This window comes from Neobacillus rhizosphaerae, assembly GCF_050477885.1.
Lineage (GTDB): Bacteria > Bacillota > Bacilli > Bacillales > Cytobacillaceae > Neobacillus > Neobacillus rhizosphaerae_A.
In genome coordinates this window covers 45,982-65,230 of record NZ_JBCNAC010000009.1, presented here as the reverse complement: position 1 = coordinate 65,230, position 19,249 = coordinate 45,982, and the positions used below count along the sequence as shown (strand labels likewise).

General features: G+C 37.4%; 19 protein-coding genes. 10 read left to right on the top strand and 9 right to left on the bottom strand.

Translation table 11 applies throughout. The annotated features are described in order from the left end of the window. Positions 1-164: 164 nt before the first annotated feature. Positions 165-512, bottom strand: a complete 348-nt coding sequence (locus tag ABES03_RS01100) for a YlbF family regulator (RefSeq protein ID WP_430114412.1) — start codon at positions 510-512, stop codon at positions 165-167. A 151-nt stretch (positions 513-663) separates the two neighbouring features. Between ABES03_RS01100 and ABES03_RS01095 the strand changes: the two genes are divergently transcribed. Next, a complete protein-coding gene (locus ABES03_RS01095; RefSeq protein WP_430114410.1) occupies positions 664-2,049 on the top strand; it encodes a YheC/YheD family protein in 1,386 nt (461 codons plus the stop codon). Beyond that, on the top strand, positions 2,046-3,149 hold the full coding sequence (locus ABES03_RS01090) for a YheC/YheD family protein (protein WP_430114408.1): 1,104 nt from the start codon (positions 2,046-2,048) through the stop codon (positions 3,147-3,149). The genes ABES03_RS01095 and ABES03_RS01090 overlap by 4 nt, the downstream gene beginning before the upstream one ends. On the opposite strand, the gene ABES03_RS01085 is transcribed toward ABES03_RS01090, so the two are convergent. Further along, entirely contained in the window at positions 3,138-3,284 is a 147-nt protein-coding gene (locus ABES03_RS01085; protein WP_430114425.1) for a hypothetical protein, read from the bottom strand. The genes ABES03_RS01090 and ABES03_RS01085 overlap by 12 nt on opposite strands. Positions 3,285-3,288: 4 nt before the next feature. Between ABES03_RS01085 and ABES03_RS01080 the strand changes: the two genes are divergently transcribed. The 6 genes from ABES03_RS01080 to ABES03_RS01055 all read left to right on the top strand — a co-directional run bounded on the left by ABES03_RS01080 (position 3,289) and on the right by ABES03_RS01055 (position 8,304). Next, on the top strand, positions 3,289-4,491 hold the full coding sequence (locus ABES03_RS01080; protein ID WP_430114423.1) for a YheC/YheD family protein: 1,203 nt from the start codon (positions 3,289-3,291) through the stop codon (positions 4,489-4,491). Beyond that, on the top strand, positions 4,488-5,528 hold the full coding sequence (locus ABES03_RS01075) for a YheC/YheD family protein (protein ID WP_430114406.1): 1,041 nt from the start codon (positions 4,488-4,490) through the stop codon (positions 5,526-5,528). The genes ABES03_RS01080 and ABES03_RS01075 overlap by 4 nt, the downstream gene beginning before the upstream one ends. 78 nt (positions 5,529-5,606) lie before the next feature. Further along, positions 5,607-5,816, top strand: a complete 210-nt coding sequence (locus ABES03_RS01070; protein ID WP_430114404.1) for a YheE family protein — start codon at positions 5,607-5,609, stop codon at positions 5,814-5,816. Between the two features lie 63 nt (positions 5,817-5,879). Continuing rightward, entirely contained in the window at positions 5,880-6,071 is a 192-nt protein-coding gene (locus ABES03_RS01065) for a hypothetical protein (RefSeq protein WP_430114402.1), read from the top strand. Between the two features lie 120 nt (positions 6,072-6,191). Beyond that, positions 6,192-7,097: a PucR family transcriptional regulator gene (locus tag ABES03_RS01060; RefSeq protein ID WP_430114400.1), complete on the top strand. Its 906-nt coding sequence runs from the start codon at positions 6,192-6,194 to the stop codon at positions 7,095-7,097. A gap of 106 nt (positions 7,098-7,203) precedes the next feature. Then, a complete protein-coding gene (locus ABES03_RS01055) occupies positions 7,204-8,304 on the top strand; it encodes an ABC transporter ATP-binding protein (RefSeq protein ID WP_430114397.1) in 1,101 nt (366 codons plus the stop codon). 43 nt (positions 8,305-8,347) lie between these two features. On the opposite strand, the gene ABES03_RS01050 is transcribed toward ABES03_RS01055, so the two are convergent. After that, positions 8,348-8,521, bottom strand: a complete 174-nt coding sequence (locus ABES03_RS01050) for a hypothetical protein (RefSeq protein WP_309866058.1) — start codon at positions 8,519-8,521, stop codon at positions 8,348-8,350. Between the two features lie 321 nt (positions 8,522-8,842). Here ABES03_RS01050 and ABES03_RS01045 point away from each other — a divergent pair, with 321 nt between their 5' ends. After that, positions 8,843-9,049: an alpha/beta-type small acid-soluble spore protein gene (locus ABES03_RS01045; RefSeq protein ID WP_308080650.1), complete on the top strand. Its 207-nt coding sequence runs from the start codon at positions 8,843-8,845 to the stop codon at positions 9,047-9,049. Between the two features lie 73 nt (positions 9,050-9,122). Here the strand turns inward: ABES03_RS01045 and fumC are convergent, their stop codons facing one another. After that, positions 9,123-10,502 (bottom strand): class II fumarate hydratase, encoded by a 1,380-nt coding sequence (gene fumC / locus ABES03_RS01040; RefSeq protein ID WP_430114395.1) that lies wholly within the window; start codon positions 10,500-10,502, stop codon positions 9,123-9,125. A 292-nt stretch (positions 10,503-10,794) separates the two neighbouring features. On the opposite strand from fumC, the gene ABES03_RS01035 reads away from it, so the two are divergent. Further along, positions 10,795-11,415 (top strand): NAD(P)-dependent oxidoreductase, encoded by a 621-nt coding sequence (locus ABES03_RS01035; protein WP_430114393.1) that lies wholly within the window; start codon positions 10,795-10,797, stop codon positions 11,413-11,415. Between the two features lie 37 nt (positions 11,416-11,452). Here ABES03_RS01035 and ABES03_RS01030 read toward each other — a convergent pair whose 3' ends face one another. From ABES03_RS01030 to ABES03_RS01010, 5 genes are all read right to left on the bottom strand, one after another. Next, entirely contained in the window at positions 11,453-13,468 is a 2,016-nt protein-coding gene (locus ABES03_RS01030; protein ID WP_430114391.1) for an ABC transporter ATP-binding protein, read from the bottom strand. Next, positions 13,465-15,222: an ABC transporter ATP-binding protein gene (locus ABES03_RS01025; protein ID WP_430114389.1), complete on the bottom strand. Its 1,758-nt coding sequence runs from the start codon at positions 15,220-15,222 to the stop codon at positions 13,465-13,467. Before ABES03_RS01025 ends, ABES03_RS01030 begins: the two co-directional genes overlap by 4 nt. A 401-nt stretch (positions 15,223-15,623) precedes the next feature. Next, complete coding sequence (locus ABES03_RS01020) at positions 15,624-17,654, bottom strand: transglycosylase domain-containing protein (RefSeq protein WP_430114387.1); 2,031 nt, start codon at positions 17,652-17,654, stop codon at positions 15,624-15,626. Positions 17,655-18,505: 851 nt separating this feature from the next. Continuing rightward, entirely contained in the window at positions 18,506-18,958 is a 453-nt protein-coding gene (locus ABES03_RS01015) for a helix-turn-helix transcriptional regulator (protein WP_430114385.1), read from the bottom strand. A gap of 114 nt (positions 18,959-19,072) precedes the next feature. Then, the gene (locus ABES03_RS01010; protein ID WP_308080658.1) at positions 19,073-19,231 is read right to left on the bottom strand and encodes a FeoB-associated Cys-rich membrane protein; all 159 of its coding nucleotides are present in this window, start codon (positions 19,229-19,231) and stop codon (positions 19,073-19,075) included. Positions 19,232-19,249 lie beyond the last annotated feature (18 nt).

Genomic DNA, 19,249 nt, shown 5'->3' with positions numbered 1-19,249 from the left:
CCACGGGCATTTGACACTTCCCCTACTTACCGGTCGGGCTTCTTTCCATTTGAGTGGGACATAAAATACCACCGTATCAAGGACTTTGACTGTGCCAAATATTATACAATATCTTTCAAAAAAAAGACCCTCGGTTTCTTTAACCGAAGGCCATAAATGGGATCTTACATTTTACCGTATAAATCTTCTAATGGTTTCATAATGATCTGATTTAGTTCACCAATAATCATACTCATCCGTTGTTCCGCCTGCATCAGATTAGCAATTTTAGGATTCTGCTGAACGAGTCCAACTGTGGACTGTGCCTGTTGAACCTCTTGCTCAGAAATATCTTGGCCCATCATTTGTTTTTGGGATAAGTTCATTTGAATTTGACGGAATTGATCAAACATCTGCTTTGCTTGAGGATCAGCGTTAACTTCTTTATACGCCTCTTGTAATTGAGTATACTCAGCACTCTGACGGATCGCTGTTTCTAATGCATAAGCGGTATCATATAAATTCACTGCCACTCTAGTTCACTCCTTTTTTGAATAACATTTCCTAACAACTATAACAAACTATTCCGATAAACGCGAGAATGTTCAAATCACCTTACCGATTGATTTGACATACCATACTATATCAGCAAATACCCAGATGCAAAGTAAATGAGGAGTGTGTATGTCATATCCGTTAATCCCCATTACGATGATTCCAACAAAAATGGATAATGAAAACAAGTACGTTTTACAAATGTCAGATTCATTAGTTGCTCAATTACAATTAAATAAAGGGCAGCATATAAAAGTTACGATCGGACAAAAAACAATAACAATGTATGTGCGGCAATTCGCAGGCGCAGTGAACGAATTATATTTATCTGAATCTACTCTTAAAGACTTTCGACTTCCATTTAGAAAGTTAACGCTCCAAGCCATGTATCAACCGGACACTCAAGAACTGTCCCTCGGTCCTATCATTGGTTTATTAACCGATTTACCTTCCACTAACACTAGTGACATTCATTTTCGTTCCATCCATGCCTTCTGTGAAGAGCTACATCAGGAAGTGACTGTGCGTGGTGGTTTCTTTTACGTGTTTACTTATGATCAACTTATGGGCCAAGGGTATTATTTTGAAAATGGCAAATGGACCTTAGCTAAACTCCCCTTACCAAATGTGATTTATAACCGTATACACTCTAGAAGACTCGAGAAACAGAAGTACTACTTAGAGTTTCGCCAAAGACTCGAACAATTAATGATTCCTCTATTTAATGACCGCTTTCTCTCCAAATGGGAGATTTATGAACATGTAAGGGAAGAGAATCAGCTTACACCATTTATTCCGGAGACAAAAATCTTTTCTAAAGATCATCTGAAAGAGTTTGTTAAAAAATATAAGACGATATTCCTAAAACCTATCCATGGGAGCCAAGGAAGAAACATTATAAAAATCAGCAAGAATACTGAAGAAACCCACTATACACTTCAAACCTCCTTATCCGTTGAGTTAAAAGAATGGTTAGCACAGTATACCATTGACGAGATTTATCAACTTTTAAAGCCCATACTTAATAATCGTATCTATATTATTCAACAAGGCATTGACCTAATCACCCACAACTCTTGTGCAGTGGACTTTAGAGTCTTGTGCCACAAAAACATAAATGACGATTGGAAGGTAACTTCGACAGTGGCACGAATTGCAGCGGAACAGGAATTTGTGTCCAATATAGCAAGAGGTGGAACCATTACACGACCTATATATGCTTTAAAGAATGGGATGACTCAAAAAAAGGCGATAGAAGCCATTGCCCTTATGAAGGAATTAGCAATTGAGACAGCTTCGGTCATTAGCCATCATACTGAAGGTTTGTTTGGTGAACTTGGAATTGATATAGGAATAGATCAAGCCGGTAAACCGTGGTTAATTGAAGTAAATTCTAAACCTTCCAAGAACTTTGAGGATGGTTTAGGAAAAATAAGACCGTCTGCCAAAGCAATTATTCAATTTTGTACAGAACTTGCTTTTGACTTTGATGTCGTGAAGGAGGATTTTACTTGATTACGCTTGGAATTATGACTTTAACTATGGATAGTGAACAGTCTTATATTAACGATATAGCTCGTCATGCTAAAGAATGCCAAATGGAGGTTTTCCGGTTCTCTCCATCTCTGATTAATCCACACACGCTTATGGTTAACGGGAGAAAATATCAGCCTATGGACCAATCCTGGGTAGAATGTGAATGTCCTGTTCCAACCATTATTTATGATCGATGTTTTTACGGAGATGATGACCATTCCAAACAATGCATGCCAATTGTCTCCTGGCTAAAAAGCAGGCAGGATATTACTTTTTTAGGATATGGATTACCAAATAAACTTGAATTATATCATTCATTGAAAGATACTCTTCTATCTTCTTACCTTCCTGTAAGTCAAGCCGTATCAGAACCAGCCATAATCATACAAAAATTATCTTCCCATCAGAGAGTTATTTTAAAACCAGTTAACGGGTCACAAGGGTACGGTATTTATTATCTAAAAAGGAATGATAGAAGCTATCAAGTAAAAACAGAAAAAAACAAAGAAATTATTACACGGATTTTTCCAAATGAAACGAAGCTTCTTCTTTGGCTAAACACATTGCTAAAAAAGCATAAGTATCTCCTACAACCATATCTAGAATTATCCAATAATGAATTACAGCCATTCGATATACGTGTTCTTCTTCAAAAAGATGAAAAAGGGGACTGGGTTGAACGTGGTAGAGGGGTGCGTGTAGGCAGTACAGGGGGTATCTTATCAAACTTAAGTGCTGGTGGTTCCGTGTTCCCTTTTAATACCTGGCTTAAAACGATACCAACTATAACTGCTGAGTATATCCGCCAAGAATTAATTTATATTCTCACGAACCTCCCATCCATTTTAGAACAGGAATTTATGCCTTTATTTGAAATTGGAATTGATATAGGCGTGGCAAAAAATGGAGGTTTATGGATTCTTGATATGAATTCAAAACCTGGAAGAAAGGTTCTTTTACAAACCCAACCAGATGTTCAGGAGGTACTTTCGCGCGCTCCCCTCCTTTATGGAAAATACCTTTCTCAGTCGGAAGAAACTGAAAGGAAGATCTATTATGAGAAAACATTATCTCATTGAGATAATTGAAAATGACCAAATGGTTGTTTTTTGCCCACCAGCTATTATTCGAGATAAACAAATAAAAAGTATTGCTTTTGGTTCAAAATCTGTGGAGGTGGATTTCCTTCCACATCCAGACAATGAAGAGACAATCGTAATGAGTAGGAGAATTCAAAAAGCCATTCAACTCCCCTCCTTTAATGTCCCCCTTCATGCGTTCATAGACAATCAAATTCTTTCTATCGGTCCACTTGTGGGCATATTTACGGCAGGTTTTACAACCGACCCATTACTTCCAATGGGTGAGAGAACGACTTTTTTTGCAAAACTACTCTCTGTTAATAAAACCGTAGGTGCCCTACCTTTTGTCTTTGGAGAACAGCATATTAATTGGAAACAAGGAACGATTGAAGGGTATTTTTATCATCAACATTCATGGGAAACAGTGGATGTGCCATTTCCAAATGTAATTTACGACCGTCTTCCCAATAGGAGAAGTGAGGGAAATCCTAAACTAATTATGGTTAGGGACAGATTGCAAAAGGAATATCTTATTCCGTGGTATAATCCGGGATTCTTTAATAAGCTTGATATTTACGAGCGGCTTCAACAGGACACATCAGTGACAAGCTATCTTCCTGAAACCTTTCCTTTTATCTCTTTTTCTATTATCGAAACCATGTTATCCAAATATGGTCATATTTTTATAAAGCCCAAAAATGGCAGCCTGGGGTTAGGTGTTCATCAAATTATTTATGACAAATTAACGGACGATTATTATTGTCGATACCAGGACAGAGAAGGAACAAACCGCTTGCGTAAATTCTCTACTTTAGAAAAACTATTCAACTCTGTTTTTGCGAATCAATCACTGGAAAACATGATAGTTCAACAAGGCATTCACTTGCTCAGAAACGAACAGCGTTCTATAGACTTTCGTGTTCATACGAATAAAGACGAATTTGGGAAGTGGCATATGACCGCGATTGCAGCAAAAATTGCTGGCCCTGGCAGCGTGACAACGCATACTAGGAGTGGTGGAGAAATTAAAACAATGGAAGAGATTTTCCCTAAAGAAGTATGCAATTTATACACAGAAAAGTTGTCTACCGCAGCTCTAATACTCAGTTCTGCTCTTGATCAAGTAATTGAAGGAATAATTGGTGAGATTGGCTTTGATTTAGGGATTGACCGGAATGGAGAGGTTTGGCTTTTTGAAGCAAATTCAAAACCAGGCCGTTCCATTTTTAGTCATCCTGAATTAAAGGAGTTTGATTTACAAACTAGTAAGCTTTCCATTGCATTTGCCGTTTTTCTTACCGAACAATCCTTTTTACACCCTGAGGAACTTTTCAAATGATTTCTAAAAGTGAGCATCCACTAATTGGCATTATGACTGCAAAGAAAGCAAATGGAACGTTAGCTGGGAATGGGCTCCTCTTTATAGAATTACAAAAAAAGCTTATTTCATTAAACGGAATAAGCTTTGTTTTTACTCCAGAGGATGCAGATGAAGAACGAATCATTGGCTATTCCTACTCCCCTGATAAAAAATGCTGGAGAAAAGAAACATTCCCATATCCAGATTTAGTTTATAATCGCATTCCCTTTCGAAAATCAGAGCACGACTTATCAAGCCAAAGATTTTTTTCTAGGTTAAAAGAAAGAAAGATTCCGTATTTTAATCCTTGTTTTATTGATAAGTATGAGCTCTATGATCTGTTTAAAAATCATGATGTCCTTCACCGCTACCTTCCACAAACTATACAGGTCAATCACAAGAAAGAATTTGCTTTATTCCTAAACAAACATACAAGCATTTATTTAAAACCCGCACAGTCAGCCAAAGGTAAAGGAATATTTCGCTTAAAAATGATTGGCTCGGAACAACTCCAGCTTGATTCTGTTCAACTGATTGAAAACTTTAGTTCCTTAGACGACTTTTGGGAGAAATGGAGTAAGAAACTGCTAGAAAAAAACTATTTGGCACAAGAAGAAATACATTCTGCGAAATATGAAGGGGCTCGTTTTGATTTTCGTATTTTAGCACACGCTGAATATGATAATTATATTGTTACTGGGGTTGGCATTAGGCAATCCCACAAACAAGTCATTACCACGCATATACCATCTGGAGGAAAACTCCTTCCTTATAAGCTACTGCAATCAAATGAACATGATCAATTCTTTGAATTGATTGTCCCTTTAATCGGCAGTGAATTATCAACTAAGTTTGGCTATTTTGGTGAATTTTCAATTGATGCCTGCATTAGTGAAGATGGTGAGTATTATATCTATGAGGTAAACTCGAAGCCGATGAGTTTCGATGAACGACATATTGAAGATAGAAAAATAGAACAGCTTTGCCGCCTATTTCTTCAGTGGATAAAAAACTAACTGAAAATTTTATTTAAATACTCATTTATTAGAGGTAATCTATTAGTAAAGACACTTTAATGAATGGGGGTTAGTAGCATGATTATGCACTTTCAGTTCAAACCGTTATTTGATAACAAGAATATTCCTGGTTGGAATTTTTCCTTTTACTATAAAAAACAAAGATATACTGGCATATATCATCAGGCAGGAAAGATCGAATGGACAACAAACACGCCTGAACTAGAAGAGATTGATTCCCTAACGAGCCAAATTCATGAGTTAATGCTTTATCATGTGTACGAATAATTCTGAATGAAAATGTTTCCTTTCCATAAACTATTGTTAGAAATGTGGAAGGGATTGGTGAAAATGAAAGGAAGAAAAAATAATACAACTGACCAGGGTTCTGCCTATGAGGGTCGTGACCAGGCATTTGTAGATGTGGACCGGATGATTAATGAGGGGCTCTCCGGTGGGTCCGTGCATTCTCGCTATGAATCAACAAATATTGAAGAAGCACGTGAACTCCCTGAGGAGCAACCACCATATGAGTGCGATTAAATCCAAAGAGAACGAGCTGACCTTAAATAAAAAGGTTCAGCTTTTTTTATTGTCCTACTACCTTTGTTATAATAAAAGGAATTAAAATTATATAGAAAATTTAAACAAGGGAACTAAACTATGCTAAAAAAATTATTGTTATTATATGAGAATTCCATTTTGTTCACTGAAAAACCGAAAAATCCATCTGACCAATTTTATGTTTTTTTTAATGATATAGGAGATGAATGGATTGGAATCCCAAAGAATGAGATCAGCGATAAGGAATTAACCCTTTTAAAAACGATCTATACATTTGTTGATTATCAAACAGACTTGGTTCCATCGACCGCTAAGGGATGGTACGATTTTTTATTGGTAGACGGGCCTCCTCCCATATACCCATCAGATACCTATTTTCGTTTCATACAATTTCATATTAACAATAGCGATGTCAGTCAGATAGAAATGGAATCAGCCTTAAAAGGATTTTTCACAGAAGAAGTCAGTATCATTTGGGAAAGCAGCAGGCGAGGAATTGTCATTGAAGAAAAGAAACAGGTATCTTTATCTGAAGAAGAATTAAAATCCATGTCTGAAACATTGGAAAGTGATTTTTATGCCAAAACTTCTTTCTTTATTGGAAAATTCCATCCCATCTCAGAGCAGCTTCGATTAAAATTTCTTCAGGAAAAGGAATATTTTTCTTTTGGAATGTCCTATCAAGGAACACATGATATCTTTACCTTTGAGCATATTTTCCCAGCGTATTTAGCTGCCCACTTGCCAATGGAATTAAAGAAAAGAGGCGTTCAAGGAATAGCTGAAGTATTTACTGAGGACCAAGACTTGTTCTCGACTTTAAAAGTTTTTCTAGAAAGCAATTTAAATGCGAGTTTGACGGCTAAAAAATTGTATATTCACAGGAATACGCTCCAATATCGTATCGATAAATTTCACGAGAAAACAGGCATAGGCTTAAAGGATTTTTATGGAGCCTTTACTGTTTTCCTAGCCTGTCTACTTTTTGAACAAAATCACAAATAACAATGTGCCTAAAAAAAGCGTTTTCATTTTTGTGCAACTTGTCTATTCTGATTCTTTCACTTTACCTGTAAACTAGGGTTATCAACAGTACTAGGAGGAATCACTAGTGGCAGAACTTAAATTAGACCATATTTATAAAATTTATGATAACAAGGTAACAGCCGTTCAAGATTTCAATTTACACATTGAAGACAAGGAATTTATCGTATTCGTTGGACCATCTGGTTGTGGTAAGTCAACAACACTTCGAATGATTGCTGGACTTGAAGATATTTCAAAAGGTGATTTTTTCATTGATGGAAAAAGAGTAAACGATGTAGCTCCAAAGGACCGTGACATCGCGATGGTTTTCCAAAACTACGCTCTTTATCCACACATGACTGTATATGATAACATGGCTTTCGGTTTAAAACTACGTAAATTCCCTAAGGATGAAATTGATCGTCGTGTCAAAGAAGCAGCAAAAATTCTAGGATTAGAAGCTTACTTAACACGTAAACCAAAAGCTCTTTCAGGTGGTCAGCGTCAGCGTGTTGCTCTAGGACGTGCGATTGTGCGTGATGCAAAAGTATTCTTAATGGACGAACCATTATCAAACCTTGATGCAAAGCTTCGTGTACAAATGCGTGCTGAAATTGCAAAGTTACACCGCCGTTTAGATACAACAACTATTTATGTTACTCACGACCAAACAGAAGCCATGACAATGGCGACAAGATTAGTCGTTATGAAAGACGGGATCATTCAGCAAGTAGGTTCACCAAAAGAAGTGTATGAAAAACCTGAAAATGTTTTCGTAGGAGGTTTCATTGGTTCTCCTGCTATGAACTTCTTTAATGGTAAGCTAGAAGACGGTAAGTTTGTGATTGGGAAAAATTCAATCGCTGTTCCAGAAGGAAAAATGAAATTCCTTCGTGAGCAAGGCTATGTAGGAAAGTCCATTATTCTTGGGGTTCGCCCAGAAGATATTCATGATGAGCCAGTTTTCATTGATGCATCTGTAGGTACAAAAATCTCAGCAAAAATTGATGTAGCGGAATTAACAGGAGCGGAATTAATGGTTTACTCCTCTCTTAGTGACCAAGATTTTGTCGCACGCCTTGATTCACGTGCAGATGTTCACCCTGGCGATACAGTAGATCTAGCATTTGATTTAAACAAAGCTCATTTCTTTGATGCAGATACAGAATTTAGAATCCGTCCATAATGTTTTTAAAAATCAAGAGGCAGACTCATCATGGGTCAGCCTCTTATTCTTTTATGAAAATAAGCTCATCGTTATCACAGACTGGACACCGGTATAGATGCGGGCATTTTTGTCCAGAATGGGAATCAGGGTACCCGTCTTCCATTTTCATTAAATCAATTTCCATATATGGACTATAGTCATCGTAATAATCACTTAACCTCCCACTTTCCATCATTGGATTTCCACACTTTGTACACAGAAGATAGACATCCCTCAAGCCATTACACACCGGGCAGATTGACATATGCTTCACCCTTTTGATTTTGATTAATCTTAGTTTGCGTTAGATTAACCGCCCTATGTAATGGAATAAATTACTAATTAATATTTCGAATAAGTCCTTCAGAATGATTCATAATAAACATTACAAAGCAACACAAACAAAGCGGTGGATGAAACAAACAACCATTTATAATATGGGTTAGGCCTAAGGTGGCAATATTATGGTTCAATTCCATACTGACCCCAAAATTATTAAGAGGAGTGTTATTCAACTATGGCAAGTAACAACAACTCTAATCAACTTTTAGTACCAGGCGTAGAGCAAGCATTAAGTCAAATGAAGTATGAAATCGCATCTGAATTTGGTGTAAACCTTGGTGCAGACACTACTTCACGTGCTAACGGATCTGTAGGTGGAGAAATCACAAAGCGTCTAGTTGCAATGGCTGAATCTCAACTTGGCGGCGGGTTCCAACGCTAATTTTTAGTAAAACCAAGAAAAATTAATAATATGGCTAAGCCCTCTCCTTTCTGGAGAGGGCTTTCACATTATTTTAAACCATATTTTCAGGCTTAATCCATTCTTCAAACTGTTCTGATGTAACATATCCCGTTTTTATTGCTGCTTCTCTTAATGAGCTATTTTCAATAAAGGCAAGCTTGGCAATTTCTGCTGCCTTTTCATAGCCGATATGCGGATTTAAAGCTGTAACCAGCATGAGTGATCGTTCTACATGTTCCTTGATGACCACCTCGTTTGCTTCTAGCCCAACCACACAATTTTTGTTAAAAGATCGGAGCCCATCAGTCAGAAGCCTGATTGATTGAATTAAATTAAAGATAATTACTGGCTTAAACACATTTAATTCAAAATTCCCTTGGCTTGATGCAAAGCCAATTGTTGCATCATTTCCAAATACCTGGCATGCAATCATCGTTAAAGCCTCGCTCTGAGTTGGATTTACTTTTCCCGGCATAATCGAACTCCCTGGCTCATTGACTGGAATGCTGATTTCCCCAATACCACTTCGCGGCCCACTTGCCAGCCATCTTACATCATTAGCAATTTTCATTAAATCGGCAGCTAACGCTTTAAGGGCTCCATGGACAAAGACAATTTCATCATGGCTAGTTAGTGCATGGAATTTATTTTCTGATGAACGGAATGAGTATCCTGTTAGGTGTGTCAGTTGCTCAGCCACCTTATCCCCAAATTGAGAGTCAGCATTAATACCAGTACCTACCGCCGTACCGCCAACGGCCAAGTCAAGTAAATGTTGATTCGCTTCCTTAATCATCTTTTCGTTTTTCTCAAGCATGAATCTCCATCCACTTATCTCTTGCCCTAATGTCAATGGGGTTGCGTCTTGTAAATGGGTTCTTCCAATTTTAACGATCTTTGCAAAATCCTGTTCTTTCTCTAATAACATATTTTTTAGTTCTATTATATTCGGTAAAAGTTTCTCGGTAATCATCATATAAGCCGCAATATGCATGGCAGCAGGGAAAGTGTCGTTAGAACTTTGCGACATATTAACATCATCATTTGGATGTATTTTCTCAAGGATTCCGTGCACTTCTAACCACTTGTTCCCAAGATGAGCTATTACCTCATTTACGTTCATGTTGGATTGAGTTCCGCTACCTGTTTGCCAAACAACCAATGGAAAATGTTCATCATATGTACCTTTAAGGATTTCATCACATACTTGAGCTATTGCTTTCTGTTTTGCTTCGCTGAGTTTACCTAACCTATAGTTAACTATTGCCGCTGTCTTTTTTATAAAAGTGAGCCCGTAGATTAGTTCAAGGGGCATTCTCTCGATACCAATTTTAAAGTTTTCTTTGCTCCTTTGTGTTTGAGCCCCCCATAACTTATCAACCGGGACTCGCACTTCACCAAGCGTATCCTTTTCTATTCGGAAATCCTCCATTACCTTCACCCCACTGTTTTTACTCTCCCATTATGTATACCCAATTTTAACCAATTTATTATAATAAAAAAACTGCGGACATTTTGTCCACAGCCTATGCTTTATAAATCGTATATCCGATATAATAAGAAAGAATTAAAAAACTACCAATTAACAGTACAACTGAATACTCACCCATATCCATCCCACCTTACATAATAATTTACATATCTAAACATTTTTAAGTTATCATAGAAAACCGGATGAACAAGTGATAGAAGTTACACTTTAGTGAATGAGGAGTGAATTTTTTGTGAACATTTGCCTTTTAGGTGCAACAGGTAGAGTTGGATCTGTAATTCTGGAGAATGCCCTGGAAAACAAGTTATCTGTAAAAGTACTCGTTAGAGACCGATCTAAATTACAAGTATCGTCTGATGGCCTTACTGTGAGGGAAGGAAATGTTTTAAATGAGAAGGATCTTGCCTTAACCATGATGGGAAGTACCGTGGTTATAAGTGCACTGAATACAGATAAAAGTACAACTCTTTCAGAATCGATGCCACTAATTATTAAACAAATGAAGCACCATGGAATTAAGCGAATAATTACAGTTGGTACTGCTGGGATTCTCCAAGCCCGCTCTGCACCAAATCTCTTTCGTTTTCAATCTTCTGAGTCCAAACGAAAGAGCACTCGTGATGCAGAAGAACACCTGAAAGCCTACTTATTGTTAAAGAACTCAGGGCTTGATTGGACCATTGTCTGTCCAACTTACTTACCTATTGGAGAAAGAGTGGGTCAATATAGATATGAAAAGGACTTTCTCCCAGAAGATCCGTCTTCTATTTCTATTTATGATACCGGTGATTTCACCTTTCAACAGCTGTTTTCTAGTGAATTTATAGGAGCTAGAGTGGGATTAACCTATTAAAAAGTGGAGTAACCAACTTGGTTACTCCTTTTCCTAGTTATCCAGCTAATTCTGGACTTCCCTGCTGAAGTTGATACATCTGATAATATTTACCTTTACTAGCCATGAGCTCCTCATGATTGCCTTTTTCTACAATAACCCCTCTGTCTAACACCAAAATTTGGTCAGCATTTCGAATAGTGGATAATCGGTGGGCGATGATAAAAGTGGTTCTTCCTTTCTTAAGTACATCCATTGCTTCCTGAATAAGTGCTTCCGTTTCAGTATCAATACTTGAGGTCGCCTCATCGAGTATAAGAATAGCGGGATTAAATGCTAAGGCACGTGCAAAAGATATTAACTGCCGCTGTCCACTTGAGAGAGTACTTCCCTTTTCAATCACTGGTTCATCAAAACCATGTTCTAGATTTCTAAATACTTTATCCGCCCCAACATCTCTAAGCGCTTTTTCCACTGTTTCTCTTGAAATGGAAGGATCGTTTAGGCTTACGTTTGAAGCAATGGTTCCGGTAAACAAATATGGGTCCTGTAAGACAATCCCCATATGATTCCTAATCGTTTGGCGAGGAATAGTTTTAATATCCTTCCCATCTATAGTTATCTGCCCTTTCTGAACATCATAAAAGCGGAATAGTAGGTTCATAATGGAGCTTTTTCCGGAACCTGTATGACCTACTAATGCAATCGTTTCTCCTTGGGTTGCCTCGAAATCAATGCCTTTTAATACATATTCACCTTCTTTATAACCAAAAGAAACATGATCGAACTTTACATTTCCTTTAAAGCGGTCAGTCCTCTCCTTGCTAACATCTTCCCCAGATTCATCCATTAATTTAAATACCCGTTCCCCCGCAACTAATGCCTGTTCTAAGTTAGCTAACTGATTGACAATCCCTTGAACTGGCTGGAACAAACGGTTAATGTAATCAACAAAAGCATATAACATCCCTAAGGAAATAACGTTGGCTGGGAGCAATGCTTGTGCACCAAAATACCAGATGAATGCCACAAATACTAAATTCCTTAAAATCCCGACTAAATTATGTGAGGTTAAGCTATTCAAGCTTAATAATTTATTTTGATAGTGAAAATGCTCATGGTTAAGCTTTTCAAAATCTTCTTTTGTATCCCTTTCTTTACTAAATGCTTGAATGATACTCATTCCCTGGATAGATTCATTAATCATCGCATTTATATCACTATTTCGTGATCGTATGACACGGTTATACTTCGAAGCATATTTTCTGTAAAGAATCGTCCAGGCATATAAGATAGGTAATAACAATAAACAAATTGCAGCAAGCTTAACATTCAGAATGAACAAGGCCGCATAAATACCTGTAATATAAATGGCACTTGTAAAGAATGTAGCTAAAACCGTGACGTAAAGCTCTCTGATGGCTTCTGTATCATTTGTAATACGTGCCACCACTTTACCAGCTGGAAGGGTATCAAAGTATTGAATAGGTAATCGTTGAATCTGCCCAAAAACATCCTCACGCATCTTTTGAATAATCCGGTTGGCTGATTTTTTCAAGAAATAGCGTTCACCATATTGAAAAATAGCTGAAAGTACTAAAAGACCAAAATAGAGAGCTAATAATTGAAAAATACTCGGAATTTCCGGCTGATAAAATGCTAAAAGTTCTGAGCCATTCAGGATAGCCACCTGATATTCAGCCTTATTGCTTCCTTTTTGAATAGTAAGCATTTCTCCCTTTAAGCTTCTTTTTCCATCAAAATCAATCTTTTGGTCTACAAATACAAATGTTGAATTCACCTGCAAAATACGAATGGGTTTCCCTTTTTCATGATTGCTAGTGTGGTATTTTTCTCGTATATAATATTTCCCATTATATTTGACAGCCTTTGTGCCTGCTTTTGTTTCATACCAGGTGGATTCAATCCCTAAAATATGCTGATCAATGATATTCTTTGCAATAAACGGTCCAGCCAAATCAGTTACAACCGAGATGGTCAGCATGAACAAAGCAGCATAAATAATTTTCTTATATCCCAAAGCATAATTAACTAAACGACGTCCCGTTGTCATGCTGACACCTCACTCTCTACTCTACTTTCAATCTGCTGGCGTAAAAATTGCTCCTTATACCACCCGTCTTTTTCTAAAAGCTGTTCATGTGTTCCTTCTTCGATAATCCTGCCTTCATCCAAGACTAAAATATGATCGGCATGCTGTACTGCTGACATTCGATGGGTAGTAATAATGGTCGTTTTTTCTTTTCTTACTTTACGAATATTCTCGATGATTCTTTTTTCGGTTTTTGCATCGACCGCTGACAAGGAATCATCAAGGATAAGAATTTCTGGATTTCTAATTAATGCCCTCGCAATGGATATCCTTTGTTTTTGACCACCAGATAAAGCCACTCCTTTTTCACCAACAAGAGTATTTAGACCCTCAGGAAGCATGTCTAAATCTTTACGAAAGGCTGCTAAATCTATCGCGGTTTCTAAATCTTGCTCACTTGCCTCTCTTCTTCCAAAAAGGATATTTTCTTTCACGCTTTTTGAAAAAAGTACATGATCCTGAGGCACATAGCCTATCCACTGGCGAATCTGGTTAAGTGTTTGTTGCTCTAACGAAACATCGGATATAGACAACTCCCCTGTCCCTAATGGGTATTGCCGTAATAATTGTTTAATAAAAGTAGTCTTCCCGCTACCTGTTTTGCCAACGATTCCTAATGTTTGCCCTTGGAACATCTGAACATTTACATTGATTAGATTATCTTCCTTAGAAGATGGATAACGGAAGGTAACCTCTTTATAGTCAATCCGACTAGGAATTGATACTTCAACCGCTTGAACTGGATTTTCCACATCCTCTTTGTAACTGAGCGTCTCATTAACACGATCCAGTGAGGCATTTCCTCGCTGCATGACATTAATTAACTCTCCTATTGCAAACATCGGCCAAATTAGCATTCCTAAGTAAACATTAAAAGAAACAAGATTCCCTAATGTAATCGCTTGGTGGAAAACTAGATAGGCTCCATATCCAAGTCCAATTAGATAACTAATCCCAACAAGCACTTTGATAGTTGGATCAAACAAGGAATCAATTTTTGCTACTCTGATATTTTTTTCATACACATCTTCCGTTAATAGGTGGAATCGCTCACAATCAGCCTTTTCTTGAACATATGCCCGAATCACTCTTACACCAGCGATTGATTCCAAGACACTGTCATTTAGTTCACCAAAAGAATCTTGAGCTTCCATAAAGCGAGAATGCAGTCTCTTTCCATACGTCTTCATTAATAGTGCCATTATGGGTAGTGGGATAATGGCAGCTAAAGTTAGCTTCCAACTAATCATAACTCCCATAGTGATAAGCAGAGTCAACATCCAGACACTCGAATCAACAAGGGTTAATATTCCAAATCCAGCTGTAATTGAAATAGCCTTTAGGTCATTCGTAGCACGTGCCATTAAATCACCTGTACGGTTTTTTTCATAAAATGCTGGTGTCATCTTTAACAAATGGTTCATAAATCGGGACCTTAGCTTTCTCTCAACTAAAAAGGCTCCCCCAAACAACTGATACATCCATATATAGGTAATAGCATAAGAGCATACCATGATGACCAGAAGAATACTAAGATAGCGTACGATTTTTTCTTTATTCATTACACCGATATGAATGTCATCGATTGCCATACCAATTATTTTTGGCGGTATTACGTCTAGAAGACCTACTAAAATCAATAGCGTAACAGCAACCACATATCGTTTCCAATTCTCTTTAAAGAACCAGCTCAATTTTCTTAACACCGAAAACATTCAACTTCCTCCTTTTGTTATACTATCCGCCCTCTGTCTCCTTTTTTTTGTGTGCGAGTCTCACTTCTGAAATGATTAACATTGTTCATTCCTCCTGTGGATTAATAATTATAAAAAAAAGCATACTGCAATGGTGCAGTATGCCTCCTTAAATATGGGACAAAAAAACACAAGTTGCGCAGCGAAGTAAACGCAACCTGTGTTTGGTTTAATTACATCAAATAGAAAATAATTAACAAATAACGGTGGATGGTAAGGTTACATTCACATATTCAGTTGTTGAATATAAATTGATCTTCCTCATGTCGTAACCCTCCATTTCCTTTTTTTCTTCTTTGTTAGATTATCATCGACTCTTTTTAAAGTCAATTCCCATTTTTCAGAATCATTTAAATTCCTGATTAATGCCCCTTACCTTTTCCTTTATGCTTGTTCTTTTTATCCCACTTTTCTTTTTGTTTATTCCATTTATCTTCCCATTTTTGGACTTCATTATTAAACTTCTCTTGGATTCCCCGTTTACTCTCTTCCTCTTTCTTCTTCTTCTCAATCAAAGTAGAAATATGGGTAACTTTAAAGCTTTGATTAGGTTGGTTGCTAAGTGCATCTGTCATCACTTCACGGAATAACACCGCTGAACCAGTACCGCTTGTTGGAGTAATATAATGGCTGGCATCAGTTTTGTCATAACCTACCCAAAACGCTCCAACAAGTTGAGGGGTATAGCCGACGAACCATTGATCTTTCAAACCATTGATCCCTTTAATTGGCACCTGAGTGGACCCTGTTTTCCCTGCTGTTTCCCTACCCGGTATTTGAGCCGCTTTACCTGTTCCTTGTTCAACTACACCTAAGAGCATGGTTGTCATATTATCCGTAACTGATTTTGTTGTCACTTTCACTTTCTTTTCTTTCCACTCAGCAACAACCTGACCATCTGCATCAACAATTTTTTTGATTACATGTGCTTCTATACGGACGCCATTGTTAGGGAACACGGAAAAGGCTTCCGCCATATTAAGAGGGGAAACACCCTTATGCAATCCTCCAAGAGCAAGTGATAAATTACGATCCGCTTTATCCAAGGAAATGCCAAATTTTTTGATGGACTCCAACCCTTTTTGTATCCCCAGTTGATTTAGCAGCCAGACCGCAGAAACATTTTTTGACTCTTTTACTGCCTCATACATAGGTACTTCGCCTTCATATTGATGGTCATAATTGCTCGGCTGATAACTTCCGAACTTCATAGGCTCATCCTTTAACATATCAGTTATTTTCCAGCCTTCTTCAAGTGCAGGCGTATACACTGCTAAAGGCTTAAATGAAGAACCTGGCTGTGCTTCTAACTGTGTGGCACGGTTATAGCCTCTAAAGGTGTGCTCTCCCCTGCCGCCAACAAGAGCTCTGACTCCTCCAGTTTTCGGATCAACGATGACACCACCACTTTGAACTAGACGATCGTTTCCTTTAGGGAACAAAGTATCATTTTCATACGTTTTCTCCATCACTGCTTGCACTTTTGGATCAAGCTCCGTGTAAATTCGATATCCCCCTGTTAATAAATCATCCTGTGATAAACCATATTGTTTAATCGCTTCCTCTAACACTTGATCAACATAATAAGGGAATTTCCCGCGAAACGGATCTCCACCCTTATCGTTCAAGACTACTTCTTCATGGAGAGCTTTTTCATATTCTCCGCTCGAAATATATCCTTGCTTTTTCATTTGAGATAAGACGATCTTTCGACGTTCTGTTGCCTGTTTCAAATGGTCATAGGGATTTAAAGCTGAAGGGGCTTTGATTAGTCCTGCCAGTAAAGCTGATTCGCTTATAGTAAGTTCTTTAACATCTTTGGCAAAATATTTACTTGCCGCTTGCTTTATTCCATATGCACCGTTTCCAAAATAAATTTGATTTAAATACATTTGCAAGATTTCTTGTTTCGAATATTTTCTTTCCACTGCAAGGGCTAAAAATACTTCCTGCATTTTCCTACTTAATGTTTTTTCAGAAGTAAGCAATGTATTTTTTGTTAATTGTTGGGTAATTGTACTACCCCCTTCAACCATTCCGCCTGCCTTTAGATCACGGAAAAGTGCCCTTGACGTACCTATTAAATCAACACCATTATGTTGGTAAAATCTATGATCTTCGATAGCTATGACGGCATTTTTCATTGCAATGGGGACATCTTTAATAGGAACTCCTTCATTTTTATTGGCTGATACTTTACTTGCCACTTTTCCGTTAACATCAAAAAAAACGGTTGGTTGTGGAAGCTCATTTCTTAATTTCGAAATATCTGCACTGTTTGCAAAATAGGAAATAAGTCCAAAAAAGCTTAAGATTATTATCAAAATAAATAAGACAATAAATTGAAGCAAATGCCACTTTTTCCAGTTCTTAAAAATATCTTTTAATATCATTAGATGACTTCCTTCTTTGTAAATTATGACAGGTATAATTTTCGATGATTTGCAGTGTTTTATGACGGTTTCTAAAAAAAAAAAGGGTCTTTTCGTAAACTTTGTTGCTCTCTACTTTGTTGTCCTGATTCAAAGCAACTTCGGACAGGGTAAGCGGAAAAAGCAGATACATTGTCAGAAGGCAGGGCAACTTCGGACAATGTAAGCAGAAAAAACACAAACTCTGTCAGAAGGCGAGGCAACTTCGAACAATGTAAGCGAAAAAAACACTAACTCTGTCAGAAGGCGTGGCAACTTCGGACAATGTAAGCGAAAAAAACGCAAACTCTGTCAGAAGGCAGGGCAACTTCGGACAATGTAAGCGAAAAAAACACTAACTCTGTCAGAAGGCGTGGCAACTTCGGACAATGTAAGCGAAAAAAACGCAAACTCTGTCAGAAGGCAGGGCAACTTCGGACAATGTAAGCAGAAAAAACACAAACTCTGTCAGATGGCGAGGCAACTTCGGACAATGTAAGCAGAAAAAACACTAACTCTGTCAGAAGGCGAGGTAACTTCGGACAATGTAAGCGGAAAAAAAGCAAACTCAGTCAGAAGGCAGGGCAACTTCGGACAATGTAAGCGGAAAAAACGCAAACTCTGTCAGAAGGCGAGGTAACTTCGGACAACTTGGATGATTTCAAAGAGTACTACTGTCAAAACCGGAATTAACTTCGGCCAGTATGGATGAAATTAATAGTTATCAAGTCAAAAGAGTTAGAGTTCATTAGTAAATAATAGTATGAATAACAGTGCAAAAACAGCAAATAAAAAAGATGGACTAGTGCCATCTTTCTTCGTTCTACATATTATTAGCTTTTTGTTATTTCTTTAAAGCGTTGTTTTGTAAGCTTTTCATCGAAACTACTAAAAATCCTATAGTTTTTCTCATCTAGTATTCGAAAATGTTTACTAAGTATATTTTGTTGAAGGATATATCCCTTCTTCTTATTTACTACTTTCCACCAAATCCGACCGCCAAGCGTCTTTGTTTTACGAAAGTCTATTCCTTCTCGTGCGACAGTTTCCAATACTTCTAGAGGCTCATTTCCAAATAAGAATTGAACTGTCTCCGTTTCGCGAAAAAGAGCACAAATAGAAACAGCAGTGGACCAGTTGGCAAGAACTCTTCCCTTCTCAATTTGAACAAGTGTTTTTTTTGAGACACCAATAATTTCTGCCATTTTATCCTGCGTATATCCTGCTTCCGTCCGAATAAGACGAAGCTTTTCAGAAACCTGCATAATAATTTCATCTCTGGTCACATATAAGCCCTTCCTTCACTAGCATCTAGTGTAATTTTACACAACTTCCGTCTCTCATTCAAATATTATGAAAAAACTGCTATCCCTTTAACTGATAGCAGTTTTATATATAGATTATTTATTTATGTTTGGCGGAAGTCCGCACTGACTTGAACAGGAATTTTTAAGTTCACATGCTGCACATTTTCCTTTTTTGGATTTATTTATGAACTTTACTAAAGCCCATGTTGCATATCCAAAAATCGCTGCACCAATAATAATATTGGCTATCATAGCTTTCACCTCTTTTTA